The sequence below is a fragment of the Kribbella sp. NPDC050820 genome (assembly GCF_040653975.1).
Taxonomy (GTDB): domain Bacteria; phylum Actinomycetota; class Actinomycetes; order Propionibacteriales; family Kribbellaceae; genus Kribbella.
The window spans coordinates 153,157-179,003 of record NZ_JBFAHB010000005.1; the positions used below are offsets into that span (position 1 = coordinate 153,157).

Annotated in this window: 29 protein-coding genes and 1 pseudogene; 14 read left to right on the forward strand and 16 right to left on the reverse strand. The window is 67.7% G+C overall.

Annotated features, from left to right (window positions below; all coding sequences use genetic code 11):
• Window positions 1-34 precede the first annotated feature (34 nt).
• Window positions 35-1,354, forward strand: coding sequence for a Gfo/Idh/MocA family oxidoreductase (locus AB0H36_RS07285; RefSeq protein WP_360518003.1), 1,320 nt, complete (start codon window positions 35-37; stop codon window positions 1,352-1,354).
• 90 nt (window positions 1,355-1,444) lie between these two features.
• On the opposite strand, the gene AB0H36_RS07290 is transcribed toward AB0H36_RS07285, so the two are convergent.
• The 4 genes and pseudogenes from AB0H36_RS07290 to AB0H36_RS07305 all read right to left on the reverse strand — a co-directional run.
• Window positions 1,445-1,945 (reverse strand): kinase, encoded by a 501-nt coding sequence (locus AB0H36_RS07290; RefSeq protein ID WP_360518006.1) that lies wholly within the window; start codon window positions 1,943-1,945, stop codon window positions 1,445-1,447.
• Window positions 1,946-1,957: 12 nt separating this feature from the next.
• The gene (locus AB0H36_RS07295) at window positions 1,958-2,392 is read right to left on the reverse strand and encodes a VOC family protein (protein WP_360518009.1); all 435 of its coding nucleotides are present in this window, start codon (window positions 2,390-2,392) and stop codon (window positions 1,958-1,960) included.
• A 99-nt stretch (window positions 2,393-2,491) separates the two neighbouring features.
• Complete coding sequence (locus AB0H36_RS07300) at window positions 2,492-2,917, reverse strand: CorA family divalent cation transporter (RefSeq protein ID WP_360518012.1); 426 nt, start codon at window positions 2,915-2,917, stop codon at window positions 2,492-2,494.
• A gap of 106 nt (window positions 2,918-3,023) precedes the next feature.
• Window positions 3,024-3,368 (reverse strand): annotated as a pseudogene (locus AB0H36_RS07305) (CorA family divalent cation transporter); the annotation flags it as partial.
• Between the two features lie 118 nt (window positions 3,369-3,486).
• Between AB0H36_RS07305 and AB0H36_RS07310 the strand changes: the two are divergent.
• The gene (locus tag AB0H36_RS07310; RefSeq protein ID WP_360518015.1) at window positions 3,487-4,452 is read left to right on the forward strand and encodes a 2-hydroxyacid dehydrogenase; all 966 of its coding nucleotides are present in this window, start codon (window positions 3,487-3,489) and stop codon (window positions 4,450-4,452) included.
• Here AB0H36_RS07310 and AB0H36_RS07315 read toward each other — a convergent pair.
• Window positions 4,449-4,961, reverse strand: a complete 513-nt coding sequence (locus tag AB0H36_RS07315; RefSeq protein WP_360518018.1) for a DinB family protein — start codon at window positions 4,959-4,961, stop codon at window positions 4,449-4,451. The two genes, AB0H36_RS07310 and AB0H36_RS07315, sit on opposite strands and share 4 nt — an antisense overlap.
• 73 nt (window positions 4,962-5,034) lie before the next feature.
• Complete coding sequence (locus AB0H36_RS07320; protein WP_360518021.1) at window positions 5,035-5,442, reverse strand: VOC family protein; 408 nt, start codon at window positions 5,440-5,442, stop codon at window positions 5,035-5,037.
• Between the two features lie 121 nt (window positions 5,443-5,563).
• Between AB0H36_RS07320 and AB0H36_RS07325 the strand changes: the two genes are divergently transcribed.
• Window positions 5,564-5,938, forward strand: coding sequence for a VOC family protein (locus tag AB0H36_RS07325; RefSeq protein WP_360518024.1), 375 nt, complete (start codon window positions 5,564-5,566; stop codon window positions 5,936-5,938).
• 7 nt (window positions 5,939-5,945) lie between these two features.
• Here AB0H36_RS07325 and AB0H36_RS07330 read toward each other — a convergent pair whose 3' ends face one another.
• Genes AB0H36_RS07330 through AB0H36_RS07345 form a run of 4 tightly spaced genes read right to left on the reverse strand, consistent with a single transcriptional unit; the run spans window position 5,946 to window position 9,777 of the window.
• Window positions 5,946-6,356 (reverse strand): hypothetical protein, encoded by a 411-nt coding sequence (locus AB0H36_RS07330; RefSeq protein ID WP_360518027.1) that lies wholly within the window; start codon window positions 6,354-6,356, stop codon window positions 5,946-5,948.
• A 22-nt stretch (window positions 6,357-6,378) separates the two neighbouring features.
• Complete coding sequence (locus AB0H36_RS07335; protein ID WP_360518030.1) at window positions 6,379-7,692, reverse strand: amidase; 1,314 nt, start codon at window positions 7,690-7,692, stop codon at window positions 6,379-6,381.
• A complete protein-coding gene (locus tag AB0H36_RS07340; protein ID WP_360518033.1) occupies window positions 7,689-8,861 on the reverse strand; it encodes a hypothetical protein in 1,173 nt (390 codons plus the stop codon). The genes AB0H36_RS07335 and AB0H36_RS07340 overlap by 4 nt, the downstream gene beginning before the upstream one ends.
• Window positions 8,862-8,865: 4 nt before the next feature.
• Entirely contained in the window at window positions 8,866-9,777 is a 912-nt protein-coding gene (locus AB0H36_RS07345) for a nitrilase family protein (protein ID WP_360518036.1), read from the reverse strand.
• A 140-nt stretch (window positions 9,778-9,917) separates the two neighbouring features.
• Between AB0H36_RS07345 and AB0H36_RS07350 the strand changes: the two genes are divergently transcribed.
• From AB0H36_RS07350 to AB0H36_RS07370, 5 genes are all read left to right on the forward strand, one after another.
• Complete coding sequence (locus AB0H36_RS07350) at window positions 9,918-10,367, forward strand: helix-turn-helix domain-containing protein (RefSeq protein ID WP_360518039.1); 450 nt, start codon at window positions 9,918-9,920, stop codon at window positions 10,365-10,367.
• Between the two features lie 180 nt (window positions 10,368-10,547).
• Window positions 10,548-12,485, forward strand: coding sequence for a heparinase II/III family protein (locus tag AB0H36_RS07355; RefSeq protein ID WP_360518042.1), 1,938 nt, complete (start codon window positions 10,548-10,550; stop codon window positions 12,483-12,485).
• A gap of 120 nt (window positions 12,486-12,605) precedes the next feature.
• On the forward strand, window positions 12,606-13,361 hold the full coding sequence (locus tag AB0H36_RS07360) for a hypothetical protein (protein WP_360518045.1): 756 nt from the start codon (window positions 12,606-12,608) through the stop codon (window positions 13,359-13,361).
• A 39-nt stretch (window positions 13,362-13,400) separates the two neighbouring features.
• Window positions 13,401-14,150 carry a hypothetical protein gene (locus AB0H36_RS07365; RefSeq protein WP_360518048.1) on the forward strand — a complete coding sequence of 250 codons (750 nt, stop codon included), beginning with the start codon at window positions 13,401-13,403 and terminating at the stop codon, window positions 14,148-14,150.
• Between the two features lie 360 nt (window positions 14,151-14,510).
• Window positions 14,511-16,409, forward strand: a complete 1,899-nt coding sequence (locus AB0H36_RS07370) for a heparinase II/III family protein (RefSeq protein WP_360518051.1) — start codon at window positions 14,511-14,513, stop codon at window positions 16,407-16,409.
• A 20-nt stretch (window positions 16,410-16,429) separates the two neighbouring features.
• Here the strand turns inward: AB0H36_RS07370 and AB0H36_RS07375 are convergent, their stop codons facing one another.
• Complete coding sequence (locus AB0H36_RS07375) at window positions 16,430-16,996, reverse strand: DUF664 domain-containing protein (protein WP_360518054.1); 567 nt, start codon at window positions 16,994-16,996, stop codon at window positions 16,430-16,432.
• A gap of 49 nt (window positions 16,997-17,045) precedes the next feature.
• Window positions 17,046-17,768 carry a hypothetical protein gene (locus tag AB0H36_RS07380; RefSeq protein WP_360518057.1) on the reverse strand — a complete coding sequence of 241 codons (723 nt, stop codon included), beginning with the start codon at window positions 17,766-17,768 and terminating at the stop codon, window positions 17,046-17,048.
• A gap of 53 nt (window positions 17,769-17,821) precedes the next feature.
• Here AB0H36_RS07380 and AB0H36_RS07385 point away from each other — a divergent pair, with 53 nt between their 5' ends.
• The gene (locus AB0H36_RS07385; protein ID WP_360518060.1) at window positions 17,822-18,286 is read left to right on the forward strand and encodes an NUDIX hydrolase; all 465 of its coding nucleotides are present in this window, start codon (window positions 17,822-17,824) and stop codon (window positions 18,284-18,286) included.
• Between the two features lie 16 nt (window positions 18,287-18,302).
• Here the strand turns inward: AB0H36_RS07385 and AB0H36_RS07390 are convergent, their stop codons facing one another.
• The gene (locus AB0H36_RS07390) at window positions 18,303-18,458 is read right to left on the reverse strand and encodes a hypothetical protein (protein WP_360518063.1); all 156 of its coding nucleotides are present in this window, start codon (window positions 18,456-18,458) and stop codon (window positions 18,303-18,305) included.
• A gap of 330 nt (window positions 18,459-18,788) precedes the next feature.
• Between AB0H36_RS07390 and AB0H36_RS07395 the strand changes: the two genes are divergently transcribed.
• Window positions 18,789-19,739, forward strand: a complete 951-nt coding sequence (locus tag AB0H36_RS07395) for a histidine phosphatase family protein (RefSeq protein WP_360518066.1) — start codon at window positions 18,789-18,791, stop codon at window positions 19,737-19,739.
• Window positions 19,740-20,374: 635 nt separating this feature from the next.
• Window positions 20,375-20,854: a hypothetical protein gene (locus tag AB0H36_RS07400; protein WP_360518069.1), complete on the forward strand. Its 480-nt coding sequence runs from the start codon at window positions 20,375-20,377 to the stop codon at window positions 20,852-20,854.
• A 577-nt stretch (window positions 20,855-21,431) separates the two neighbouring features.
• On the opposite strand, the gene AB0H36_RS07405 is transcribed toward AB0H36_RS07400, so the two are convergent.
• Complete coding sequence (locus AB0H36_RS07405) at window positions 21,432-21,749, reverse strand: hypothetical protein (RefSeq protein ID WP_360518072.1); 318 nt, start codon at window positions 21,747-21,749, stop codon at window positions 21,432-21,434.
• A gap of 919 nt (window positions 21,750-22,668) precedes the next feature.
• Here AB0H36_RS07405 and AB0H36_RS07410 point away from each other — a divergent pair.
• Complete coding sequence (locus AB0H36_RS07410; RefSeq protein WP_360518075.1) at window positions 22,669-23,103, forward strand: hypothetical protein; 435 nt, start codon at window positions 22,669-22,671, stop codon at window positions 23,101-23,103.
• A 121-nt stretch (window positions 23,104-23,224) separates the two neighbouring features.
• Window positions 23,225-23,638, forward strand: coding sequence for a hypothetical protein (locus tag AB0H36_RS07415; protein ID WP_360518078.1), 414 nt, complete (start codon window positions 23,225-23,227; stop codon window positions 23,636-23,638).
• 185 nt (window positions 23,639-23,823) lie between these two features.
• Here the strand turns inward: AB0H36_RS07415 and AB0H36_RS07420 are convergent, their stop codons facing one another.
• On the reverse strand, window positions 23,824-24,150 hold the full coding sequence (locus tag AB0H36_RS07420) for a hypothetical protein (protein ID WP_360518081.1): 327 nt from the start codon (window positions 24,148-24,150) through the stop codon (window positions 23,824-23,826).
• A gap of 273 nt (window positions 24,151-24,423) precedes the next feature.
• Complete coding sequence (locus AB0H36_RS07425; RefSeq protein WP_360518084.1) at window positions 24,424-24,747, reverse strand: hypothetical protein; 324 nt, start codon at window positions 24,745-24,747, stop codon at window positions 24,424-24,426.
• Window positions 24,748-25,223: 476 nt separating this feature from the next.
• On the opposite strand from AB0H36_RS07425, the gene AB0H36_RS07430 reads away from it, so the two are divergent.
• Window positions 25,224-25,811 carry a GNAT family N-acetyltransferase gene (locus AB0H36_RS07430; protein ID WP_360518087.1) on the forward strand — a complete coding sequence of 196 codons (588 nt, stop codon included), beginning with the start codon at window positions 25,224-25,226 and terminating at the stop codon, window positions 25,809-25,811.
• Window positions 25,812-25,847: the final 36 nt, after the last annotated feature.

Consider the following 25,847-nt stretch of genomic DNA (forward strand, 5'->3'; position numbering starts at 1 on the left):
CGTGCTGGTTCTACACGAGTAGAAAGGGTTCGTCGTGCCTCGACGCTATGCAGTGGCAGGAACCGGTTCGCGAGCACGGGCCTACGTCCGCGCGATCGTCCAGGACCACCCCGACGAGGCCGTGCTGGTCGCGTTGCTCGACCCGAACCCGGGCCGGCTCGCGGTGCACGACCGGTGGGTGAAGGAGCTCGGCGGGCCGGAGCTGCCGCAGTACGGCGCCGACGACCTGGAGCGGATGATCAAGGAGCAGTCCGTCGACCGGGTGGTCGTGACGAGCCCCGACTACACGCACGCGAACGTCGTGTCCCGGATCCTGCGGGCCGGCGCGGACGTGATCGTGGAGAAGCCGCTGACCATCGACGCCGACGGCACCCGGCAGATCGTCGAAGCGATGAACGAGTCCGGCAAGTCGGTCGTCGTGACCTTCAACTACCGGTACTCGCCCCGGAACAGCGCGCTGCGGCAGCTGATCATGGACGGCGAGATCGGCACGGTCACCAGCGTCGAGTTCCAGTGGGTGCTCGACACCCGGCACGGCGCGGACTACTTCCGGCGCTGGCACCGCGAGAAGCGGTTCTCCGGCGGCCTGCTGGTGCACAAGGCGTCCCACCACTTCGACCTGGTGAACTGGTGGATCGCCTCCACCCCGACCCGGGTCTTCGCCTCCGGCGGCCTGTTCTTCTACGGCGCCGACAACGCCGCGACTCGTGGCCTTGGGCAACGACCTGAGCGTGGCACGGTCGACGGGTCGGCCGACGACCCGTGGCTGCTCGACCTGCGCGCCGACGAGACCAACCGGCAGCTGTACCTGGAGAGCGAGCAGTACGACGGGTACATCCGCGACCAGGACGTATTCGGTCCGGGGATCACCATCGAGGACAACATGGCGGTGATCGCCGAGTACGCGAACGGCGCCCGGCTGAGCTACTCGCTCAACGCGCACTCGCCGTGGGAGGGCTACCGGGTCTGCGTCAACGGCACCGAAGGGCGCGCTGAGCTCGAGGTCGTCGAGCGCGCTGCCGTGGTGGACGACCAGATCGATCCGAGCTACCCGTCCGAGCGGGTCGTGGCTGGTGACGTGCGGTCCGACGGCGAGCGGCTGGTGCTGCAGAAGCACTGGGCGCCGGCGGTCGAGGTCGAGATCCCGCGCGGGGTCGGCGGCCACGGCGGCGGCGACCGGCTGATCTACGCCGACCTGTTCAAGGGGCCCGGCGACGACCCGCTGGCCCGCGCCGCCGACGTCCACGACGGCGTCCGCGCGGTCGCCGTCGGCATCGCCGCGAACCAGTCCCTGGCCTCAGGCCAGCCGGTCGTGATCGCCGACCTGGACCTCGGCGGCTGGTCGCAGGGTTAGCTGCGGACCGCCAGGCCATCACAATCGCCATCTTCCGGTGGGTTCCCGCTCAACCGGCTGCAGCCGGTTCGATTGTGATGGCCTGGCGGTTCACGTCAGCCCGGTCTCGGCGAGGATCCGCCGGACGGTTGTTTCCAGGGAGCTCGTCTGGTCGATGACCGTCTCGCGCGGCTCGCCGAGCAGGTCCTGCGGTTGGTACCACTCGGCCATGTCCGCGCCGGTGAACTCACCCGCCTTCGGCCGGGTCGCGTGCCGCCGGACGGTCTCCTCGAACGGGATGTCCAGGTAGTAGAAGTACGACGGCCCCGTGTGGTCGTCATGCAGTTGCCGGAGCATCTCGCCGTACCGGACCTTCGGCATGATGCCCTCGACGACCGCGTGGTACCCGCGATCGAGGGCGTGGTTCGCGATCTGCCGGATCATCTGGATGTTGGCGCCGTCGGGCTGGTCCAGCTCCTTGAAGACGATCCGGCGGACGTAGTCCTGCTCGATCCAGGCGACCCCGCGCCCGTACGCCGCCCGGATGGCCTCGACGATCGAGCTCTTGCCGGAGCCCGAATTGCCTCTGATGACGATCAGCCGGGGATCCACCGGCGCACAGTACTACCAGGAGGCGGGCAGTCCGGGGCGGTGCGTGCCGAAGGTCCACTCGTAGCCCTCGGGGTCGGCGACGCGGCAGCGGTAGTTGCCCCACGCGGTGTCGGCCGGCTTCCAGACCGACTCGGCGCCGGCGGCGACCGCGGTCGCGTGGATCGTGTCGACCTCGGCCTTGCTGTCGAAGGCGACGTAGCTGCCGTGACCGACGGTCTCGCCCTTGCGCACCGGCTTGTCGTAGCCTTCCTCGTCGGTGAACAGGGTGAAGGAGACCCCGCCGTACCGCATCTCGGCGTGCATGATGCCGCCCTTGTCGTCCGGCACCTCCATCGTGGTCTCGAACCCGAACGCCTTCTCCAGCCAGCGCAGGGCGCCGACCGCGTCGCGGTAACCGAAGTACGCGTGGAAGGTCGCGGTGCTGGTGCTGCTGCTGTTCTCGGTCATGTCTCCAGGATCCGCTGAGTAGCGGACAGCTTATGTCCGCTACTCAATCGGATTCGGCCACTTGCGGAACTGTGTTGTAGGTCTGCCCGTACGGCTCGGTCATCCCGTCCTGGACCACGTCGTAGTTGGCGAACCCGGCCCACCACGCGCCGTCGAGCTTTCCATCGGCCACTCGAGGTAGTTCGAGTGGACGGCGTACAGCTTGCTACCGACGACCACGCCGCTGTCCATGGGCTTGAACGGGCCGTCGGTCAGCGGCAGGAACCCCGTGGCCAGGATCGTCAGCTGCTCGATCGTCGCGTTCTGCCGGACGCCGACCTTGGTCTGCTCGACCGATATCACCGCCATGTTCGCCTCCAGCACGGTCGCGAGCAGGTCGCGCTGGGCCGCGACCTCCTCGTTCAGCAGCACCAGGTGGTCGTGCACGTCCCGGAAGTACGGCAGCAGGTGGGTGCTCCGCGCACCACGCTCGATGGTCGCGAGTACGGCGAGCAGCGGGTGCACGGCGCGGTAGAAGTCGGTCACCTCGCGGCGGAGGAAGTAGATCCGCTCGGTCGGCGCGACCGACCCCGGCGAACACGGTGTGCTCGACCTGCTCGATGTCGCGCTCGAGCTCGGCGACGACCGGGCCGTAGCCGTCGACGACCTGGTCGAGGATCGCCCACAGCACCGAGTTCGTGCCGGCCTCGAGCAGCTCGGGCCGCTGCCCGAGCCGGATCCGGGCGCCGTGCAGGTCGCTCGCGACGCCCTGGCGAACGGTGATCACGAACGCCGGCCCGACGAACACGCTCACCTCGCCGAAGTCGACCTCCTCGCGCTGGTCGTCGTACCGGGCCGTGCGCAGGATCACCAGCCGGATGTCGCCCTCGTACGGCTCCACCTTGGGGCGCAGGTGGAAGGTCTGGGCGTCCTCGACCGACATCGGGCCGACGTGCTGGCGGTGCCCGTCGCGGTAGTAGGCGCAGTCGATGATCATGGTGACCTCCTCCCCCGATCGTCAGTCCTATCGGCGACAGGAAATAGGGTTGGGCGGGAAAGGCAGGATGAACTTCGGCGCGCCTGGGTCGTGTCTGGCAATTCAGCGAGGAGGAGCTGTGGGACTGCCAGTGGTGTTGATGCCGGGGCCGATGAACCCGGTCGTCGCGGAGGGTCTGGACGGGAAGGTCGAGCTGATCCGGCTCTGGCAGGAGGCGGATCCGGACGCCGTACTCGCGGAGCGCCGGGACGAGATCGTCGCCGTCGCGACCGGCGGCACGCGGATCGACGGCGCGTTCCTGGACCGGCTGCCGGCGGTGCGGATCGTGGCGAGCTTCGGGGTCGGGTACGACCAGATCGATGCGACCGCCGCGGCCGAGCGTGGTGTGGTGGTGACGAATACGCCCGGCGTCCTGGACGACGAGGTCGCGGACACCGCTCTCGGACTGCTGCTGATGACCGTCCGCGAGCTGCCCCAGGCCGAGCGGTACCTCCGTGACGGCAAGTGGCAGGACGGGCCGTACCCGTTGACCCGGGCAACCTTGCACGGTCGCCGGATGGGCATCCTCGGCCTCGGCCGGATCGGGGAGGCGATCGCGGACCGGGTGACGCCGTTCGGGGTCTCCGTGGCCTACCACAACCGGCGCCGCAAGGACGTCGACTACCGCTACTACCCGTCGCTGGTCGAGATGGCTCGCGACGTCGACATCCTGATGATCGTCATCCCGGGCGGCGACGACACCCGCCACCTGGTGAACGCCGAGGTCCTCGAGGCCCTCGGTCCGGACGGCATCCTGATCAACGTTGCCCGCGGCACCGTCGTCGACGAGCCGGCCCTGGTCGACGCGCTCCGCAACCGCACGATCCTCAGCGCCGGGCTCGACGTCTTCGAGGCCGAGCCGACCGTTCATCCCGGTCTGCTCGACCTGCCGAACGCCGTACTCCTGCCACACGTCGGGTCGGCGACCATCCCGACGCGCAACGCGATGGGCAACCTGGTGGTGGAGAACATCCTCAACTGGGTCACCTACGGCACCCCGGTCACGCCGGTCTCCGAGTCGGCGCCGCTGCTGAAGCGGGACTAGCCGGAGGCGGGGAGGTCCCAGATCCGGTTGTGGGTCCAGGCGTACTCCCAGGCCTGGATGTCCGGGGGCTGGATGCCGAGGCCGGTGAGGATCGCGCAGACCTGCTCGCGGTGGTGGTTGGCGTGGTTGATCGCCTGGGCGATGAATACGCCGGCCCGGGTGGCGCGGGTGTTGTTGTCCACGACGATCTCGCGCTCGACGTCGATCGGCTTGGTGAGGACGTCCTCCCACAGCGCGCCGGCCTCGTCGTTCCAGCGCTCGAGGGTGTCGAAGTCGGTGGCCGGCTCGCCGTCCACGAAGTCGAGCGGGCTGTCCGCGACCCGGCGCACGTAGCTGCCGTCGCACCGGACGATGTGGTCGAGGGTGGCGAGGATCCCGCCGTACGTGCCGACGCCGGTGACCTCCAACTGTTCGGCGGTGAGCTTCTGGTCGCGGCAGAACCTGATCAGGCTCTTCGTCGCCCAGTTGTTGTGCCGGAGCGGGTCGTACAGCACGTCGTTGAGTCCCATGCTGTTCACGGTAGCCCGGCGGCCGCGGGGCGCCGTACCGAATTTCTGGTCCAGTCACGGCGCCCGAAGTCGGTCAGCTCCCGCTGATGTTGACCATCCAGTTGATGCCGAACTTGTCGACGACCTGGCCGAACTCGTCGCCCCACATCTGCTTCTCCAGCGGCACCGTCACCTTGCCGCCCTCGGACAGCTTCTCGTAGTACCCGCGCAGCTCCTCGTCGTCACCACTCAGGCTGACCGAGATGTTCTCGCCCGGGTTGTACGACATCCCCGGCGGCGTGTCCGAGGCCATCAGCGTGAACCCGCTCGGGGTCTCGAGCTGGGCGTGCATCAGCTTGTTCTCGTCGTCCGGGCCGCTGCTGGCGCCGAACTCGGCGAACGTGTTGGTGGCGAGGTCACCACCGAAGACCCCCTGGTAGAACTCCATCGCCTCCCGTGCACTGCCGTCGAACTGGATGTACGGATTGAGCCGAGATGGCATCTGACTCCCCTTCCCCCTGTGTTGGTCCCTTTGGCCGCACAGTAGACCCGGCCACCGACAATTGCAGCAGCGGCGGGAAAAACAGCCGTCGAATGCCCGGGGTCGCGGTTAGGGTCGCGGCATGATCCCGCGACACATCACGATCGACGCCGGCAACCCGTACGAGCTCGCGCAGTTCTGGAGCAACGCCACCGGCTGGCCGATCGCGGACGGCGACGTGCCCGGCGACGACGAGGTGCTGCTGGTGGCGCCGGCTCCGGTCCCCGGTTTGCTGTTCATCGCCGTCCCCGAGTCCAAGTCGGTCAAGAACCGCGTCCACCTCGACTGGGTCCCCGACCAGCGCACTCGCGACGAGGAGGTCGACCGCCTCCTCGCCCTCGGCGCCACCATCCACGAAGACCACCGCACCCTCGAAGGCCCCGGCTGGGTCACCATGCACGACCCCGAACACAACGAGTTCTGCGTCGAACGCAGCCAGTCCGAACGCTCCGCCTGACGCGTCCTCACGAAGGCAGGTGCGATGGGCGCTCGTCGGCGTTCCAGTTCTTGTTGAAGCCGCCCAGGTGGGGGTGGTACATGTCGGCGCCGTCGTGTTGGGTGAACTCGACCTTTATCCACAGGGCGTCGAGCTGGAAGGTCTGGGCGCAGGCGTCGATCAGGGCCCGGGCGAGACGGGCTCTGGTCTCCGCGGGGCGGCCCTTCCGGATGTCGCACATGATCAGGGCCGACGGCGTCGGCGGACCGGACTCGTGGCAGCGCCACACCCCGCCGCTGCCGAGGTCGTGGACGGAGACCGTGAGCAGGTCCCGGCCGACCTGCATGATCTCGCCGTAGAGGTGGCCGAGGCGTTCCGCGAACTCCCGCTTGGTGACCTCGCCGGCAGTCACCGGCAGGTCGACCTGAATCGATGGCATGACAGTCCTTCCTCGCTCCGGCTTACTCGGCCAGGGCGGCGGTTTCGAGCGTCCGGGCGGCGGCGAAGAGCAGTCCTTCGTCGCCCGGCGCAGTGATGAGTTGTACGGCGACCGGCAGCCCGTCCACCCGTCCCGCGGGAACACTGATCGCCGGCGAACCCGTCAGGTTCCACGGGCTCGTCAGCGACAGCAGCGCCGAGCGCACCTCGAGGTCCGCGCCGGTCACCGAAACGCTGCGCTCGCCCACCTGTGGTGCCACGATCGGCACGGTCGGCAACGCGAGTACGTCGTACGTCGACAGCAGCTCGTCGACCATGGTCCGGAACTCCTGGCGAGCGGCGTCGGCCTCGGCGTAGCGGCCCGCGGAGATCTCCCGACCCAGGTCGAGCCGGGCCAGGACCTCGGGATCGATCAAGTCCCGGTCCGCGCCGAGGTGGTGCTCGTGCACGCGGAACGCCTCCCGGCCTTGCAGGGTGGAGAAGATCTCGAACAGCGTGTCCGGCCGCTCCCACTCGGGGAATCCGCGGACGACGCCGACGTCGGCTCCGATCCGGTGGACGAGTTGCCGGGTCAGCTCCTCGATCCTTGGATCCGTCCGGGCGATCGAGGCCGGCGGGATCCATCCGACCGCGAACCGGCCCGGCCGGGGCGTCACCGGCCGGTCGCTGAGTGCCTGGTAGCCGGTCAGCGCGTCCTCGGTGGTGGCCGCGAAGAGGCCGACGTGGTCCAAGCTCGGAGCCAGCGGATACACGCCGGCGCTCGAGATGGCGTCGTACGACGGTTTGAAGCCGACGACACCGCAGAGCGCGGCGGGCACCCGGATCGAGCCGGCGGTGTCGGTGCCCAGCGCGAGCGGCACCATCCCGGCCGCCACCGCGACCGCGCTGCCACCGCTGCTCCCACCGGACATCCGGCTGGGGTCGACCGGGTTACGGGAGACGCCGTGGACGGAACGATCGCCGGTGGCGCCGTACGCGAACTCGTGCAACGTCGTCTTCCCGACGATCACCGCTCCGGCGGCGCGCAATCGCCGTACCACCTCGGCGTCTTCCGTCGGAGTGGAGCCGAAGGACGTGGCCGATCCACAGCTGGTGGGCAGACCCGCCATGTCGACGAGGTCCTTTACTGCCACGGGCACGCCGTGCAGCGGACCGAGATCGATGCCTGAGGCAAGTTGTTCGTCGGCGACCCGGGCGGCCGCGCGGGCGCCGTCGTCGTCCACGAGAGCGAACGCGTTCAGGGTGGGGTTCAGCTCGTGGATCCGGCGCAACGTCGTCTCGGTGACCTCGCGGGCGGAGGTCTCGCGGATCGCTCGCGTGAGCTCTGTGAGGTTCATGAGGCGAATCCCGGGACGAGACCGAGCAGGGGCACGATCAACGCCGTACACACGCTCATCGAGACCACGTTGCCGATGAAGGGATGGAAGCCCGCAGGCAGCCGGGCCCCGATCGCGGCGGCCACCGGTGGGGCGATCAGCGCTCCGGCCAGCGCGCCGGCCACGACGGACTGCAGGGTGCCACCGAAGGCCAGGACGGCTGCCGGTGCGACCGAGACGACCGGTACGAACGTCGGGTAAAAGCCATGCGCCTGCCAGCGCTTGCGCCAAACGATCACACCGACGACAGCGGTCAGCGCTTGGCTGGCGAGCACCGCGAGGAACAGCCCCGATCCGTAGGCGATGCTGGACGGAGCGATCAGGTGCGTCACAACGGCGCCGACGATCAACGCCGCGCTCGCCCATTCGTTGCCGAAGAACTGCGCCTCGGAGAAGTCGGCCAACGCACGACGAGGCAACCACAGCAGGGCAGATCCACGGCGTGGCTCGTCGGCGATCTGCGTTCGCCAGGCGCCCGGCGCCGGCATCCACCTCAGCTGTCTGCAGAGCCAGAACGCGATGAGAGCGCCGAGTGCCATGCCTGCGGTCGCACCGACGACGGGCGGCAGGTCGAGCGGGACGCAGACCCGTTCGACCGCCAGGATCGCGATCGGTGGCGTGAGCAACGCGCCCAGTACGGCGGCCGACAGCCCGACTCTCCACCCCGGCCCGAAGAGAACCACGATCGCCGGCGCGACGGACACCAGCGGTACGAACAACGGCTGCCAACTGCCAGGCTTCAGCGTCCAGCCCCAGAGGAGGTTGCCGAGGAGCAGGCTGGCCAACCCGCTGCCGGCGGCCCACGGCCACAGTCCCGTGCCGCAGGCCTGGACGAACCCCTGCCATCGCCATGATCTCCGGTGGGCGACATGACCGGCCAGGCCGCCCACGAGCAGCAACACTCCAGCCGGTGCCACCGCGTAAAACTGCGGCTCACTGATGGATCCGGCCAGCCAGGAGGCGAACGGGCCCACGTCGGTGTAGTCGCCGTTCCACGGCTGCCAGGGCCCGTCGACTCGCGTGAAGGTCCAGCCGGCGAGGACCAGGAGGCAGAGGCCGGCCAGCCCGGCACCAAAGGAGGCGAAGCGCCGCGGGCCGGTGACTCCCGCCGTACTGCGGACTGTCGTCATCAGGTCACCTCGGCAGCGGAGCGCGGTCGCGGTAACCGAGCATCTGGTCGTACAGGTCGGTACGACGGTCCCGGTGGAGGTCGTTCAGCTGGTTCCAGATCGGGGCAGTTCGGGCGGCCGTCAGATCGATGTCGGCGTAGATGACGGTGTCCTCGTCCGGGCCCGCGATCCGGTCGATCGGCCAGCCGTTCGTCCCGGCGATCAGCGAGTTGCCCATGAAGCCCGCGCCCCGCTCCTGACCGGTCCGGTCCGCGGTGGCGATGAAGACGTTGTTGGCATGGGCGGCCGTGATGGTCAGGTACGCCGCCATGCAGACGCCGCTCGCGTCGTACAGCGGGGGCGGTGTCCAGACCCAGCCGGTGGGGATGCAGATGATGTCCGCGCCCATCTGCGCCACGATCCGCGCCGTCTCGGGGAACCAGATGTCCCAGCAGACCAGCAGCCCGATCCGGCCGATCTTGGTGTCGAACACCGAGAACCCCTCGTCGCCGGGGGTGAACCAGAGCTTCTCGGTGTTCCACAGGTGCGTCTTGCGGTAGCGGCCGATGTAGCCCTCCGGGCCGACCAGTACGGCGGTGTCGTAGAGCTTCACGCCGGATCGCTCCGGCAGGCAGCCGACGATGTACACGTTCCGCGCGGCGGCGATCCGGGCGAACGACTCCACGGTGGGACCGTCCGGGACCGCTTCGGCATGGGCGAAGGCCTCCTCGCGGCTCTCGAAGACGTAGCCGGTGGTGGCGAGTTCGGGAAGCACGATCAGGCCGGCGCCGGCGTCGGCCGCCGCGTTCAGCCGCTGCTCCACCGCCAGCGCGTTGGCCTTGAGGTTCTCGACCCCGACCCGCGGCTCGAACTGCACGACCGCGACCCGCACCGGGCTCACTCTCTGGTCTGCACTCTCCTGCGCCTGTGTCGCCATGACTGGCCTCCTCCGCTCGTGGAATCTGGTTTCAAGTTGAAACCAGCTTGACCGGGAGCGTAGGGGATCCGGTTTATACTTGCAACCACTTGGCGCCAGGAATCTGCGGCGGACGGCCGCAGTACTCGAAGGGGACACAGATGCCGCAGCGGGTCACGCACGAGGACGCGGAGTGCCCGGTCGCGCGGGCCGTCGACGTGATCGGGGACCGCTGGTCGCTGCTGATCGTCCGGGACGCGTTCGACGGGATCAGCCGGTTCGGCGAGTTCCAGCGCAACCTCGGCCTGGCGAAGAACATCCTGTCGTCGCGGCTGCGTGAGCTCGTCGCCCACGGCATCCTCGAGGTGGTTCCGGCCGCCGACGGGACGGCGTACCACGAGTACGCCCTGACCGAGAAGGGCCGCGACCTCTTCGTCATCCTGGTCAGCCTGCGCCAGTGGGGCGAGGATCACCTCTTCGAGCCCACCGAACCCCACTCGGTCCTCCTCGACGCGAAGACCGACCGCCCCCTCCGCAAGCTCGAGATCAAGGACGCCACCGGCCGCCCCATCACCCCCACCCAAACCTACGTCCGCAAGGTAGGCACCTGACCCGCCTGCGCTCGCGCACTCACAGCCACCGGATCTTCACTGCGTGAGAGCACTGTGGCCTTGGGCAAGGACTCACAACTTTTCCTGCCTGTGGGTCATCTTGGGGGTGTAGGGGTTTCCACCGCCGGCTGGGGGGCTGCGGGTTAGTGGTGGGGGAAGGACATGGTCAGGTGGGTTTTGGTGGTTGGGCTGGTGGTGGCGGGGATCGCCGGCGGGACTGGCGAGGTGGCGACGGCGAGGCCGTCCGAGGAGGGTCCGGGGATCGCGATCGCGGCGGATCTGCCGGAGCCGGAGGGGGCGCAGTTTTTGCCGGGGGCAACTAATGTGGTGCCGGCGACCCAGGCGCCGGCGGCGGATGTGCGGGCGAAGAGCCAGGCCGAACTGGCGGCGGAGGCCGCGGCGGCGCTGACGTACACGTGCCCGGGGTTCAGCACGGTCGACGACGCGACACCGTTGTCGTACGTGATGAACGACTACTACGCCTGGGGCGGGTTCAAGGCGGTCAGGGTCGGCAACGGCAGCGGCAACATCAACTGGAAGCTCAACCCGTACGGCAATCCCAGCTGGTACATGTGGTTCCACTCGCTGCGCTGGCTCGGGCAAGGCATCATCGCGGCCGGCAAGGGCGACGCGAACGCGATCGCGCACGTCACCACGATCGTCAGCGACTGGGTGCTCGACAACCCGTACTCCTGGAAGGCGAACGTCGGCGCCTGGGAGTCGACGATGCACCGCACCAACGTGATCATCTGCACCAGGCAGGCAGTGCTCGCCGGGCTCAAGGTCACCACGCTCCCGCCGCGCTACCTCTGGCTGGACACCGCGCTGATCAGCCACGCCCGGTTCCTGATCAACTACTGGAGCGGCGCCTGGAACCACGGCACCGACGAGAGCATCGCCCTGTTCGGCGTCGGCTGCACACTCAACCGCTCCGACTACAAGACGCTCGCCCAGCAACGCCTCGCGGCCGGCATCACCACCGCGATCGACTCCCAGGGGTCGACCAACGAGCAGGCGACGGCGTACGCGCAGTTCAACTACGCGCTCTGGGGCCGAGCGGTCACCGTACTGCAAGCCTGCGGCGCCAACCCCGGTACGACGATCACCGCGAGACGAGCCCTGATGGCGCGCTGGCTGGCCCTGGCCACGAACTCCATGGGCAACCTGCATCAGCTCGGCGACTCCGAGGTCGTGCGTACGGCGCCCGTCGCCGGCACCCCACTCCAGTACGCCGGAAGCCTCGGCGCGAGCGGGACCGCACCGGCCCAACGCGTCGGCCTGTACTCGGCCGGCTACGTCTTCGGCCGCTCCAGTTGGGGGACTCGGGCGACGTTCACGGCCCAGGCGGCGTACAGCATCAGGTACGGACCACCGCGCAAGCTGCACGGGCACAGCGACCACATGTCGCTCACGTACACCGCTCGCGGGCGGGACATCGTGATCGACGGCGGCCACGCCGGCTACCAGAACGACGTCTGGCGGACCTGGGCGAAGAGCCCGTTCGCGCACAGCTCGATGACGACGCCGCGGACCGCTGACCGGCTGCCCACCACCAAGCTGACACGGTACGCGCTCAAGTCGACCTCGGACTTCTACGAGTTCTCCGACGTGCCCGGGACCGGGATCAGCCGGGTTCGCGCAGTACTCGTGGTCCGGAGTCCCGACCTGATCGTCACGCTCGACCGCGCATCGTCCACGACCGCACAGCAGTTCCAGACGTTGTGGCACCTGCCGTCGGACCAGCGGGCGACGGTGTACTCACGGACGACCGCACTGGCGGCGCGGGCAGGCGACAGCACCCGGACGATCCTGTTCCAGGTGCCCTACCGGCAAGCGCTACCGCGTGGCGCGATCCTGCTCAAGCAGGCGCAGACCAATCCGATCCAGGGCTGGCACTACCCGAAGATCACCATCCGGCGGTCGGCGCCCACGCTGATGTTCGCGCGGGCCGGGACGTCGGCGTCGATCCTGTCGTTCATCGCGCCGGTCCGGGCGACCGGTTCGGTGACGTACCGCGCCCGCTGGTCCGGTACGACGTACGTCGTCGACCTCAACGTGGCCGGCGTCCGGACGTCGATCGGGATCACCGCTGGGGGTTCACTGATCCGGGTTGCCTGAGATGCAACGCAGGGAACCGTTCACCGCGTCGAGACATGTAGAGGGGTAGGGCGAGATTCTGGGGGTGTGGGGGCGTTGAGGCACAGCTTCCGTCAGCACGTCGGGGGTCCGTTGGCCGCCATGTCGGTGACGATGGTCGTGCTGACGCTGGTGGGCGGTGTGCTGGTGCTGCTCGAGCCCAGCCGCCCGAGCGTGGCAGTGCCGGTCAGCAGCGCCCCCGGGACCGGGGCGCGCTCGGTGGACCGGGGACCGTTCGGCTCGGGGCGGCTGGGCCCGTGGGAGAACCTGGTCAACCACATCTCGTCCGACGACGAGATCCGGGACACGCTGATGTTCAACGGGGTGTTCATGTTCGGCGACAGCATCGCCGTACAGGACGGACCGGCCCTGGAGGAGTTGCTGGCGAGCCGGACCGGTGACGCCATCGCCGTCCACGACTGGTCGGGGCAGCCGGCCTCGGCCGCCGTGGACGCGCTGGCGGACTGGGAACGGCGGTTCGGCCTGCCGAGCCGGATCGTGATGGCAGTGGGTTCGAACGACATCTTCGACCCGCCCGCATTCGCCGCACAGGTGGAGCGGGCGATGCACATCGCGGGTCCTTCGCGGACCGTGTACTGGGTGAACGTGCACGTCAGCCGGGTGCGTGTGCCTTCCGCCGTCCGGTCGGCCGACCTCGCGAACAGTGCGTGGGTCAACCAGCAGTTGGAGCAGGCCGCCGTTCGGCACCCGAACCTGCGGATCGTGCGCTGGAACGAGTTCCTCGCGGTGCAAGCCGACGGGGCGGCGAAGTACCTGCGGGACGGCGTCCACACCTCGCAGCTCGGTCAGCAGGCGCGCAACGAGCTGATCGTCGAGGCCCTCGCGGGGCCCCAGTGACGATGGCAACCTCCGCGCGTCCTAACGCGTTATCAGGGTGTGCCTCGAATCGCTGCGCGCACCGCGACCTCCGCGGCCCTCATCGCGGCGCTGGTCGCCGCCCTGCTCACCTTCATCCACCTTGAGGCCCCGACTGCGCATGCCAAGGACACCGGCACGGGCCGTTATGGATCAGGCACGCTCGGTCCGTGGCAGGCGCACGCGAAGGTGATCTCGAGCGCCGCCCAGATCCGGCATGTGGTTGCGACGGACGGGGTGGACCTGTTCGGCGACAGCATCGCCGTACAGGACGGGGGTGCGCTCGGGCACCTGCTTGCGCAACGGGACGGCACGACGTTTGCGGAGCACAGCTGGTCCGGTGAGCCGGCGTCGGCTGCGGTCGACGCTCTTGCGGTCTGGAAGCAGCAGTTCGGGCTTCCGCACCGGATCGTGATGGCGGTCGGGTCGAACGACATCTTCGATCCGCCGGCGTTTGCCGCGCAGGTCGATCGTGCGCTGCAGCTCGCCGGACCTTCGCGGACGGTGTACTGGGTCGACGTGCAGGTGCGGCGGACGGACGAGCCGTCGGCGATCCAGGCCGCGGACCAGCGGAACAGTACGTGGATCAACCTGCAGCTGGAGCAGGCCGCCGTACGGCACTCGAACCTGCGCATCGTGCACTGGGCGGAGTACCTGGCTGCCCGTCCCGACCGGCTGCGGACGGACCTGCGCGACGGACGTCACACCACGGTGCCGGCTGGGCAGAACGCGCGGAACGCCCTGATTCTGCAGGCGATTCTGGACCACTGAGCGTGCCCGCAAGGGCAACCCGGGAACCGGAGTACGGGGTCCGGACAACTTTTAGGGTGTGTACGGACATCAAAGCGGACAGAGGGATTCACTTCGAGTCGGGGGGAACCGATGACAGCGACCATGAAGCTGGAGTGACAGCGGTACGACGGCTGGGCCGCGGCACCGATTTCGATGCCGGACGCAACTTCGCGGCGGTCCCGCAACGTCTATAGAGCAAGACCCTCTGGCCCGGAGCCACCGCTCGGCTCGGGCATCGCGACGACGACCAACCTGACCAGACCCGGGGACACATCCGACCCAAATTCAGGTCTAGGCCAGAACAAGGCATGCCCTGGGGGCTGCAGTGAGGAACCAACCATGCCCGCGCACCGACAACGCAAGGCCGGCACGACCCTGCGGCTCAGCCTCGCCCTGCTGCTGAGCGCGCTCGTCGTGGTGACCTCCCTCGTGATTCCCTGGGGTGGCTCGACGCCCGAAGCAGCACCGGACCCGACCGTAGCCCGCACTCCGGAACCGCCCACGCCGACCGTCACGCAGCAGCCGAGGCGGAACGTCTACACATGCCCGGCGTACTCCGGCATCGACCGGGGCAACCCGCTCCCCGCGCTCTACAACGACACGTTCGCCTGGGGGACGTCGGCGCCGTACAAGGTCGGGAACGGCAAGGGCGACATCGACTGGAGCCTGAACCCGTACCAGAACCCGAGTTGGTACATGTGGTTCCACTCGCTGCGCTGGCTGGGTCAAGGTATCGCCGCCGGCGGCATGGGCGACAAGCAGGCGCTCGCCCGGGTGAGCGCGATCGTCCGCGACTGGGTGAAGGACAACCCCTACTCGTGGAAGCCGAACATCGGCGCGTACGAGTCGACCATGCACCGCACCAACGTGCTGATCTGCCTGCGCCAGGCAACGTTGACCGGACTCAAGGTGGCGAAGCTGCCGCTGTCGTACGCCTGGCTGGACAAGGCGCTGCAGGAGCACGCGTGGTTCCTGCAGAAGAACTACAGCGGCGACTGGAACCACGGCACCGACGAGAGCCTGGCGCTGTTCGGCATCGGCTGCACGCTGAACCGGCCCGACCTGAAGAAGATCGCCGCCGACCGGCTGACCAGCGCGATCAAGACGTCGATCGACACCCAGGGGTCGACCAACGAGCAGTCCACGGCGTACGCGCAGTTCAACTACTCGCTCTGGGGGCGGGCGATCGACGTCCTGCAGAAGTGCGGCGTCGACCCGGGGACGACGATCAAGGCGCGCCGGCGTGAGCTCGCCAAGTGGCTCGCGCTCGCGACCAACTCACTCGGCAACCTGCACCAGATCGGCGACTCCGAGGTGGTCCGCACGTCGCCGGTCCCCGGCACGGTCCTCGAGTACGCCGGGACGCTCGGCAAGCAGGGGATCCGGCCGACGCAGCGGGTCGGGATCTTCGACGCCGGGTACATCTTCGGCCGGACCGGCTGGGGTGAGACGCGGCCGTTCACGCAGGAGTCGTCGTACAGCATCCGGTTCGGTCCGTCGCGCAAGCTGCACGGTCACGAGGACCACACGTCGGTCACCTACACCTCGCACGGCCGCGACATCCTGATCGACGGCGGGCACTCCGGGTACAAGTGGGACGACTGGCGGAGCTGGGCGAAGAGCCAGTTCTCGCACAACCAGATGACGGTGTTGTCGACGGCAGCTTCCCACCCGGTGACTCGGTTGACGCGGTCGTCGGTCGGGGCGACCTCGGAGTTCTACGAGCTGAAGGACTCGCTCGGCCCGGGGATCGACCGGACCCGTGGCGTGCTGGTGCTGAAGGACCCGGACCTGATGGTCGTGCTGGACCGCGGCACGTCGGCGTCGGACGAGCAGTACGAGACGCTGTGGCATCTGCCGTCGGACCAGAAGGTGACTGTTGCCAGCAACGGGACCGCGGTGGCCACCAAGCCCGGCGACAAGGTGAAGACGGTGTTGCTGCAGGTTCCGTTCCAGCAGGAGACGACCCCGATCAAGGTCGCCAACGGCACTACCGACCCGATCCAGGGCTGGCACTACCAGACCATCGACACCCGCAAGCCGGCCCCCGTCGTCAAGTTCACCCGCTCGGGGCGCTCGGCAACTATCCTGTCGGTCATCGTCCCGGTCCGCACCAACGCCGCCGTCACGTACACCACCACTCAGTCCGGGAACCGCACGCTGATCAACCTGGTCGTCGACAAGGTTGCGACCACCATCGCAGTCTCTGCTGACGGCACGCTGCAGCGGGTGAAGTAGTTCCCATTCGAGCTCGTGCTTTAGCCCTGGGCGCCGATCGGGCGCCAGTCTGCTGGTGGGTCTTCACCTACTCGGCCGTCCACGGCTTCGCGGAGAAGGTCGGCGTGGCCGGTGTGGCGCCCGTACTCCTCGATCAGATCGCAGACGAGGCGGCGAAGACTGGCGTGCCGTCCGTCCGGCCAGGTGATGTGCGCGGGCTGATCGAGGCCACCGTCCGCGATGGCCGCGGCGAGGCACGCCCGCGACCGCCGGACCGCGCCGTCCCAGAGCGCGTAGAGCTCCTCAGGCTTGTCATCGACCGCAGATGTCAACTCCCAGTCGTTGTCGTCCCGCCACCCGTTGCCCACCCATGGATCCCCCATCGACTCACCACGAAACTTCACCGTGAACGTGTAGTCCTCGTTGGCCGCCAGATGCTTCAGCAACCCACCGATCGTCAACGACGACTTCCCGATCCGCGCGTTCAACCCCTCCGCGCCCAACCCATCGGCCTTCCACCGAAACGTCGTCCGCAACCTCTCCAACGCCCCCACCAGATGGTCCACATCCGACCCCGCCACCGGCGGCTCCCAAGGAATCTCAGCCATACGACGACGCTAACCCCCATTCCGGACGTTCTCCTTCCGGAATGCTCGATCAGCGACTTCTGAGGAGTTCGAGAAGCACGGTCAGGCGCGGTTCGGCCGGCACGCGCGCGAGGCGGGGTTGCGCGTCCTCGAGGATCCAGGGCTTCACGTCCGCCGTGAGGTCGATCGTCCCCGACCATCCGACCATCAGCCGGCCGCCGAGCAGCTCGTCCGCCCACCAGAGGCAGAGGTCCGCAGCATGCAGGTCCGCCGCACCGGCCGGCTGGGCGTTCCACACCTCGAGCCAACGGACGAACGGTACGGGCGTCGACGCCAGGAAGCTCAGCACCTCCCGCGCCTCCGGCCGACGCGGGTACGTCGCGAGCGTCGCGTCCCACCAAAGGTTGCACACGGCAAGCATCGTCGTACGCTCGGGCTCCGCCCAGGTACTCCAGCAACCCGCCGTGACCAGATGTTGCGCAAACAGGCCCTGGTCGAGACTCAGCTCGCCGTGCACCAGCAGCGCCATCAGCCGGGGCGTCAGCTTCCTGTACAGGTTCGCGAAGTCGTCCCAGTGATCCGGCCCGTCGAATACCGCTCTGGACACCAGCTTCGCAGGAATCGCCCCGACCGGCCCCGCGAGCGCCGCGACATCCTCCTCGCTGTAACAGAAACCGCAGTAGTCACCGACATCCACCTCAACCCCCGCCAACACCTCCCCCAACCGCCCCACCGCCACCTCGAGTACACCACCCTCCGCCTGGACGGCTACCTCGCCAACACCTGGCCCCACACCGACGTCCTCCCTCACCTCCCCAACTGACCGCATGCGCCCGGTACGCGGGGGTGATTGCGCAGTACGACGGCAAGATCGCCCTGGTCAGCGAGCACTACGAGGCCTGGGACACGCCGCACTGGAACCTTCCGAGCGGTGCAGTCGAAATAGGCGAGTCACCCGAAGCAGGTGCGATCCGCGAACTCCGCGAAGAAACCGGCCTACGTGCCACGGAGGATGCGCTCCGCCTCGCGTGGACGACGACAGTCACCAGGGACGGCCAGACTTTGTCCCAGTCCTGGAACTACGTGGCAGCCGTGACTGACGCTGCGTTCCGAATCGACGATCCAGACGACTCGGTGACCGACGTGGGTTGGTTCTCACCGCAGGACGCCGTACAACTCCTGCATCCGTTGCCCTACCCACCCATCACCGTGCCGGCTCTCGCCTACCTGCAGACAGCAGCGCAGGCCGCCTGGATCTTTACCCTCGCCGACAACACCGACTGGATGTGGCAGTCGGGCCCGCTTGGCTAGACATCCTCGAGCAACATCAAAGGTCGGTTTGCTGAGCGATCGCGAGGGCCTCCGCGTGTTCGGCACGAGCGATGCGGACCATCCACGCCAGAAAGCCCAGTATGAACAGGACGCTGACGACACCCGCGGCCTTCAGTTCCCACTCAGGGCGGATCGCCACCACCCAGACCATGCATCCGATCGTCACCAGGCTGGCGACCCCGCCGACAACGCCTGTGGCGACCGCCCGCCGTCTCGTCCAGAGCCGGGGTGCCGGCGAGGGCTGCCGCACCAAGCGGTAGAAGAGCACGGCGGCAAGGACGGTCGTGAGCGCCCCCGAAACGGCAGACCGTGGTCCGCTCGTCACGAACGCCCCGACCGTCGCGACGGCAGACATGCCGAGTACAACCCCGAGTGCGACCCTCAGTCTCCCCACACACCGAAGAGTACGGCGAATTCAGGGGATGATGGTGCGATGCCTGAACGACATTCACGCCCCGTGCCAGGTGGGCGGGCCTTCTATTTGACTGAACGGCTGTGGAAGTGGGCCGAGGGTCTCCCGGTCGAGTCCGTGCCGATCGACAGCATCCGGGAGTTCGATCAGGACTGCTGGTTCGGCGGGGATGCGGTCACCTGCCGGATGGTCGCCGTACACGCCGATCGGATCCAGAAGGCCGACCTCAGCTACCCCGTGATCCTGTCAGCGGACGGAGGCTTGATGGACGGCGGCCACCGAATCGCCAAGGCCTGGCTCAACGGCGCGACCACCATCAAAGCAACCCGCTTCACCGTCGACCCCGCCCCCGACTACATCGAGCCGGATCCCACCCGCCCGACGCCGAGCGTGAGACACATCTACCTCGTCACGCATCCCGAGGCACAGCATCACGTCGACGGCCTCGTCGGCGGCTGGTACGACTCACACCTGACAGCCCGCGGCCACCTACACGCCGAACGCATCGCCGACGCCCTGGCAACCAGAATCGGCCCCCAGCCGGTCGAGATCTACTCCTCCGACCTCCGTCGCGCCAGCCAAGCCGCAGAGCGAATTGCCCGGCGCTTCTCCGTCGAAGTCCAGACTGATCCGCGGCTCCGCGAGCGATCCAACGGCCAGGCCGACGGCCGCCCCCAATCCTGGCTCGCCGAGCGCCGCATCCCCCTCCCCGAGTACGGCGACCGCCTAGGCCACCACGACGGCCCAGCCGGCGCAGAAACCCGACTGGCATTGGTCGAACGCCTCTACCCAGCCCTGGCCGACATCCTCCGCCGCCCTGTCGCAACCCAGATAGTCGTCTCCCACGGCTCCGCCTCCAGCTACCTGATCGCCGCCTGGCTAGGCATCCCCAAGACCTCAACAGACCGAGCCTTCTTCCCCCTAACCCCCGGCAGCATCACCACCCTCCACCGCAACACCCCCCACCACAGCCACCAACTCCTATCCCTGAACGAAACCCACCACCTACAAGACCTCTGAGAGCCCCGCTCGCGTGGTCCAGGCTTCTCGGCAGCATCCCGCCGGTGACGGCAGCTGTCACAACACTGAAAGCGGCTTGCACTGCACTTACGTTTGTCGCCCGAGCGGCTGAGCGAAGCGAGTGCGTCTAAGCTCTGTGAGTGGTCAGCGGATATACGTACCTTGGCAACGGCCCGGCGGCCACCGGCGGGGATCCGGGCTGGGCTATGCGGTCGGATCTATCTGCCAGCTGCATCCGCTGCGGCAGCTTCGTGTCGCTCGACCCGACCGAGCACGGCCACTGCGAGTGCGGAGCCATCAACAAGGACCCCGATGCTGGTCGGTTCGGTTCAAGCCTCGGCGATCAAGCCATCGAGATCTACCGTCTGAACCAGGCGCGACAACCACCTTCGGACCAGGCGAAGTGACAGCCAGACCGGCTCGTCCTGCTGACGGTCTACCAGACTCTGGCGCTCCGGCAGACGTCCAGAGCCGGCCTACCGATTGCCCTGGCCAGTTTGGAAGTGCGGCCGGCTGGGGTCTCCACGCCCGCAACACCCCTGAGTGACCGCTAGAGAACGTGAGTAAGGCACGACGCCTGTCCTCCACTGTAGGCCTGATGGCCGAGTCAACCGCGCCACCGGCATCATGTGGCAATGACCGAGGGCAGGTCCCACACGCCGGACTCAATCTCCACGCGTCTCACGCTGTTCCTTGACGACCTCACGAGCGAGCTCGGCGATGCTGTGTCGATCACGGTCGAGAATCGCGACGGTTGGCGCGCCGTCGACCTGTTGCCGAGACGGGAGCGCGCACTGGCTCTGTCATGGACGGACTTCTACCAGGCGGGCGATGGATCGCCTGGCGATGCGCTTCAGGTCGAAGCCGGCCATCAGGGCGGTAGGTGGGAACTTGGCCGCGACGAGGACGACCTCTTGTTCTTGTTCGACCTCGTCCGGTCGGTCATCGCTGGTCGCGTGATCGAGGTGTTCGGCCCCGCGCGATCACGAGTCGAGGTGACTCTGTCCGAGGGAACCAGGACGGTCGAGATCGGGGCGCTTGCTCCGATCGGGTGCTTGCCCGTTCCGGGTTGGATACGACTCGGTCGGCGAGTGGAGTACGCGCCGTACCGATGATGAGAATCGCCACCAGACTCGCCCCGTCCCCCGAATAGCGAGGCCGACTGAAAGCGCTCCGTTCGGTAGTCCACCGCGACCAAGTTCATTTGTGTCCCGAACCTGCGGGTTCACGATCTGCGTCGTACGGCGCCGTCTGTGTGCCTCGGTTCGGGAGCTGACCCGAAGGTGGTTCAGCGGGGCGTTGGGGCACGTCTCCGGGTCGTGAGGGTGGACCCCTCTATGGGCAGACCAGAACCTCGGGACCGCTCCCAAGAGGCTCGGGGGCACTTCGGAGGCCCTGAAGGCGATTGGGGCCGGGAACAACGAACCCCAGTGTCGGAGCGTGGCCCTCCAACCTGGGGGTTTGATGGAGCCGCCTGTCGGATTCGAACCTTCTCATTACGAGTCCGATCCGGTGAGCGTCCCCGCGCCGCCGACTCCCGATCCTGAGCGGCGATCATGCTCAGTGGTTGGGGGTCGTTGACGGCTGGTCAGAGACCGTCGGGGGCCGCTAGGGGGCCTGTATCGCCAGTTTGGAAGGGCGGCCGCACATCACCACCGGGTAGGCCACGACTCGGACGCTAATCCATTCCGGCTACGCATCGCCCGGGGATGGATCAAGGGTGGTGGCTCTGGCTAGCCGCATCTGACGCTCCACGTCCGCGAGCGCTGTGGCCTTGCGCCGGTATCGAGCCTGGCTGATCGGCTTGCTGTCGCTTCCAGCCCGATAGACGCGGATCGTCCAGCCGCCGCGGAACACGACCAGATTGGTGAGCCAGTTGAGAAACCATGCGAGTGGATACAGGATCAGCTCCACGACGTCGCCAGTGCCCGACGAGTAGTTCCAGTCGATGAATCCGGATCGCCGCAGGTCGACCTCGACCAGGTCGTCGCTCGCGATTGGCGGTTCCATCTACTCATCATCGCCGATACGGGACGCAGCTCGTCCGGACCTGCCCCGTCCCCCTGATAGCTGCCAACCCAAGGTCAGCGCGGCGCATGTCAAGAGTCGGCGTGCCGGAGATCTCGCCTGCGTCGAGAATCTCGACTTGCTGATTCAGGAACGGGGCCGCCGGCACCTTCAACCAGCTCGCCCGCCTGCTCGGCCTCGAGGCCGAGTGCCGTAGGCGCTCTTGATATGGGTCGTGGTGGCCGGACAATCGAGCGGCCAGGGGGACGGGGCTAACGGAGGACCGGACGCCAGACACGTCGGGCATTGGCAGTTGGGATCGCATCGACGAGGAAGCGTCCTGCTCCTGGGCTCCGGCGAGGACGGCGCCCCAGCGCCGCCCGCAGACGGGGCCGCGCGCCGAGGCGCGCTCTTCATCCATATGAGCCAAACTCGGCAGAGTGCCCGCGGAGCTGGTGTCATGTGTCGGGTGATGCTTGACAGTCGTCCGCCAGGTGATCAGCGACAGCCACAGCACGGAACGCGGCAAATCAGGACGTTGCGGAGCGGTCGTTGTCCTAGGCCGAAGCCCCGGGCCCGATGTTGGGGGGTGGCGATGTACGCCCACGACACCGGACCGACGACGGGATCTCGCGCCGCTGGCGACGGCATACTCATCGACATGGAGGCTTGGGATGAACTCGATGCTGCGACGGCGTTCCATCTAGCGGACTGCCCGGTGGCGTCGCGGCTGGACCTGTTGGGGAGGCGGTAGGGGTGCGCGGCCACGGCCGATCCGGGTTCGACGCCCTTGAGCAGGTCCTCGTTTCCCACGCTGTCCCCTTCCGAACCGAGCAGGTCCCAAGCAGACTCGGTATCTGATGTCGTCGCAGAACTGGGTCTGCCGCCGGACCTGGAACTTCTGTACACACAAGGTGGACCGGTGCCGAACAGCTCCATTCCATGGATCGTCGAAGAACTCTTCTTGTTCTCGATCAGGGAACTGGACACTGCCCAGGATGGCTACCGATGGACAGGGCCACAGAGACGGAGATTGCCAACGTGGCCGTCGAACTGGGTTGTGATCGCGGCCATCTTCGGTGACCCGTTCATCGCAGACGTCGATGAGCCAGCGGTCCCGATCTACTTTGCGCGGCATGGCGCCGGCTGCTGGAGGGCAGATCGGGTCGCCCCAACAGCAGCAACCTTCCTCAAGGTACTGGCCCGCTTCGAATCGGTCCTTCTGGGCGCCTTTGACAGCGACGTCTGGGACGAAGACGGGTTGTTGCGTCCAGGCTTCCTCCGAGCGGTCGAGGACGCCGTGACCGAACTGCTGCCACCGGCTGATTCGGCGAGTTTCATGACAGCCCTGACCTAGCCCCGGATGAGTGGAACCAACGCCCTGAATATCGGCATGACAGCGCAGATCGCGGCATGTGCGTTTCGCCGCCGCGCAGCTGTTTCATCGAGCCGAGCGCCCTGCTGCGAGGATTCGCATCATGGATGCCGCCGACGAGATCTGGAACCGCGCCGCTCTGAACGGCGGAGGCCCCGACCCGAGCCGAGGTGACCTTGCGCTGACCGCTGTTCTCGGTCTGCACAGTCTGGCCATGAGCGGTGGGCTCTTGGACGCTGTTGAGCGCGTGACACCCGAGCAACTGGCAGCGGCTGTGGAGGGCTACCAATGGCTGGGGCTCGACCAAGCTGCGGAGGTCGTAGCCATGGTGCGACAGGAAATGGACGCGGGCGCGCTGGACGACGATCGAGGGGAGGCCCTGGAGGTGCGAGCCGACGACGAGTACGCACGAGCGATACCCGGAGATCAAACGCTCGTCGACGCGTTCCGCACCCGACTCGCCGAGGTCCCCGACGCCTTCAAGCCGGCGTTGTCCACACATCCGGACATCGGCTGATCCGTGCGTAGCTCCGACTCGCAGACAGACTTTCTAGCCTGTCGCATATCAGTTGGCGGAGTGTGTCGCGGATCTGTTGGCGGATCACAAGAGCGGGTTGTCTCTCCGCTGACAGACGCACGACGGTCGTCCGCCAGGGCACGTGCGACAGCCGAAGGCGCGGATCGCGCCTGTTTTGAGGATTCCTACTGCGACTGGCCGCCACGCTGAGTCGGAGCTCGTTCGCGGGGTGAACGGAGTTCGTCGAGCCATGCGTTGAATGCCCGCTGGTAGGCAGGTCCGACGCCGGGCGATACACCGTGCCAACGCCGAGCGATTTCCTCGAGCTCGGCACGGATCTCGGCGTCATGCCGGCCGTCGATCCACATCGGCCCGGCCGGCTCATAGGCCGGCGGGGTGGCGCTCTCCCCATCCCAATCAGCAACCGTCAGTTTCGCGGACAGCGGAGGATCATGGGTTGCATCCACGAGAGTCCACCGCTCACCGAGCCGCACCTGCACCGCCGAGTGCATGTCGTACCTCGAGGGAAGAAGACGGACCTCGACCGGGTACTCCGGCAACAGATAACGCCAGCGAACTCGACGTGCACGCAGGCCGAGACGCTGCAGTTCCTATGAGCAGGGCACCTGCGCGGGTACTGCGGGAATACCAGTCGCTCTTGCGGGCTGGTCGTTGCCGTCGCACGGGTTCACCGGTCCCCGCAGCCCCTTGAGTGACCGCAGATGACCACCGGCTAGGGCACGTGGAGGGCACGCCCGTGCAATCACCGCGCGGCCTGATCCGGTTTATCGCTGAGGGTGCGCTCGTCGCGCCGTCCCGCTGATCCGCCAGTCGAGCGAGACGCCCTCAGGTACGTGCTCCCATGCGCCCCAACCGTGATGGTCGCCCTGCCGCCGCATCACTGAAGCCTGGTTATTGTCCAGGATGTCCCACGCCGAGACCGGCTCGATTCGCACCGGTCGGCCATCGTTCTGAATCTGCTTCTTGTGCAAGCCCGCATCACGAAGATGCTGGTAGGCATCCTGGCGGCTCTCTGCCAGCACGGCGACCTCGGACATCCACCAGTCAGAGTCGATGTCCTCGACCTCGAAGATGAACACGTCTGCCATGGCGCTGAGTGTCGCACACGCAACCGGACCGAGCGCCACACTTGCCCAGTCCTCCTGATAGCTGCCAAACCCAGGCCAGCGCGGCGCGGGTCAAGAGTCGCCTTGCCGATTCGCAGGACGCGAAGCGCCCTTGATGCGTGTCGTTTGGGCCGTACGATCGAACGGCCGTGGAGACGGGGCTGACCGGCAGTCGGACGCCGGGACTCGGCTTGTGGCAGTTGGGATCGCGTGGACGGGAAGCGTCTTGCTGCTGGGCACCGGCGAGGACCGCGCGCCAGCGCCGCTCGCGGAGCTGTCGGCCTCGTCGGGTGGTGCGCGACGCTCGTCCGCTAGGTGATCAGTTACAGCCGAAAGCTTGGATCGGCAGATGAGTGTGTTCACCCGGACGGGCTCCGCGCCCGCGACGGCGCGTACGCCGTCCTGGCAGCGTGAGCTACCGGACGCAAAACGTCCGGAATCGGGGGTACGTTGCTTGCATGGCCGACTTCACGATCAAGGCGCTCACGCCGGAGACGTTCGACGACTTCGCCGCTCTTGTCGAGCGGAACAAGGGCATGTTCGCCAGCTGCTGGTGCACGCATTTCCATCCCGACTGCGAGGAGAGGCGCGAGACCGGCGAGGGGAACCGGGCCTTCAAGCAGCGTCTGGTGGCCGAAGGGATCGCGCACGCGGCGCTGGTCTACGACGGCGACCGGGCCGTCGCCTGGGCGGAGTACGGATCACCCGAGGAACTGCCCAACATCCAACACCGCAAGGAGTACGTCGCCACCGCCGAGCGACTGCCCGACTACCGGGTCACCTGCATCCTGGTCGAGCGCGGCTTCCGCGGTCAGGGCCTGGCGGCGATCGCCCTGCGCGGAGCCGTCGACCTGATCGCACAGGCCGGCGGCGGCCTGGTCGAGGGCTACCCGCACGACACCGGCGGGGTACGGAAGAAGAACTCGTCGTTCCTCTACAACGGCACCCGCACGATGTACGAGCGCGAGGGCTTCACCTACGACCGGCCTAAGGGCCTGGGCAACTGCGTGATGGTCCGCGACGTGGCCCCGAGCACGCGCGACTGAACCAGTCCACCGCTCCACGCGGAGACTTCAGTTGGC

Coding starts and splice junctions, on each gene's coding strand:
- AB0H36_RS07370 (WP_360518051.1), top strand. CDS start 14,511: ATGCCCGCGCACCGACAACGCAAGGCCGGCACGACCCTGCGGCTCAGC.
- AB0H36_RS07405 (WP_360518072.1), bottom strand. CDS start 21,749: ATGGAACCGCCAATCGCGAGCGACGACCTGGTCGAGGTCGACCTGCGG.
- AB0H36_RS07295 (WP_360518009.1), bottom strand. CDS start 2,392: ATGACCGAGAACAGCAGCAGCACCAGCACCGCGACCTTCCACGCGTAC.
- AB0H36_RS07315 (WP_360518018.1), bottom strand. CDS start 4,961: ATGGGACTCAACGACGTGCTGTACGACCCGCTCCGGCACAACAACTGG.
- AB0H36_RS07420 (WP_360518081.1), bottom strand. CDS start 24,150: ATGCACTCGGCGGTGCAGGTGCGGCTCGGTGAGCGGTGGACTCTCGTG.
- AB0H36_RS07360 (WP_360518045.1), top strand. CDS start 12,606: ATGTCGGTGACGATGGTCGTGCTGACGCTGGTGGGCGGTGTGCTGGTG.
- AB0H36_RS07400 (WP_360518069.1), top strand. CDS start 20,375: ATGACCGAGGGCAGGTCCCACACGCCGGACTCAATCTCCACGCGTCTC.
- AB0H36_RS07425 (WP_360518084.1), bottom strand. CDS start 24,747: ATGGCAGACGTGTTCATCTTCGAGGTCGAGGACATCGACTCTGACTGG.
- AB0H36_RS07415 (WP_360518078.1), top strand. CDS start 23,225: ATGGATGCCGCCGACGAGATCTGGAACCGCGCCGCTCTGAACGGCGGA.
- AB0H36_RS07345 (WP_360518036.1), bottom strand. CDS start 9,777: ATGGCGACACAGGCGCAGGAGAGTGCAGACCAGAGAGTGAGCCCGGTG.
- AB0H36_RS07375 (WP_360518054.1), bottom strand. CDS start 16,996: ATGGCTGAGATTCCTTGGGAGCCGCCGGTGGCGGGGTCGGATGTGGAC.
- AB0H36_RS07330 (WP_360518027.1), bottom strand. CDS start 6,356: ATGCCATCGATTCAGGTCGACCTGCCGGTGACTGCCGGCGAGGTCACC.
- AB0H36_RS07430 (WP_360518087.1), top strand. CDS start 25,224: ATGGCCGACTTCACGATCAAGGCGCTCACGCCGGAGACGTTCGACGAC.
- AB0H36_RS07390 (WP_360518063.1), bottom strand. CDS start 18,458: ATGGTCTGGGTGGTGGCGATCCGCCCTGAGTGGGAACTGAAGGCCGCG.
- AB0H36_RS07320 (WP_360518021.1), bottom strand. CDS start 5,442: ATGCCATCTCGGCTCAATCCGTACATCCAGTTCGACGGCAGTGCACGG.
- AB0H36_RS07340 (WP_360518033.1), bottom strand. CDS start 8,861: ATGACGACAGTCCGCAGTACGGCGGGAGTCACCGGCCCGCGGCGCTTC.
- AB0H36_RS07350 (WP_360518039.1), top strand. CDS start 9,918: ATGCCGCAGCGGGTCACGCACGAGGACGCGGAGTGCCCGGTCGCGCGG.
- AB0H36_RS07325 (WP_360518024.1), top strand. CDS start 5,564: ATGATCCCGCGACACATCACGATCGACGCCGGCAACCCGTACGAGCTC.
- AB0H36_RS07335 (WP_360518030.1), bottom strand. CDS start 7,692: ATGAACCTCACAGAGCTCACGCGAGCGATCCGCGAGACCTCCGCCCGC.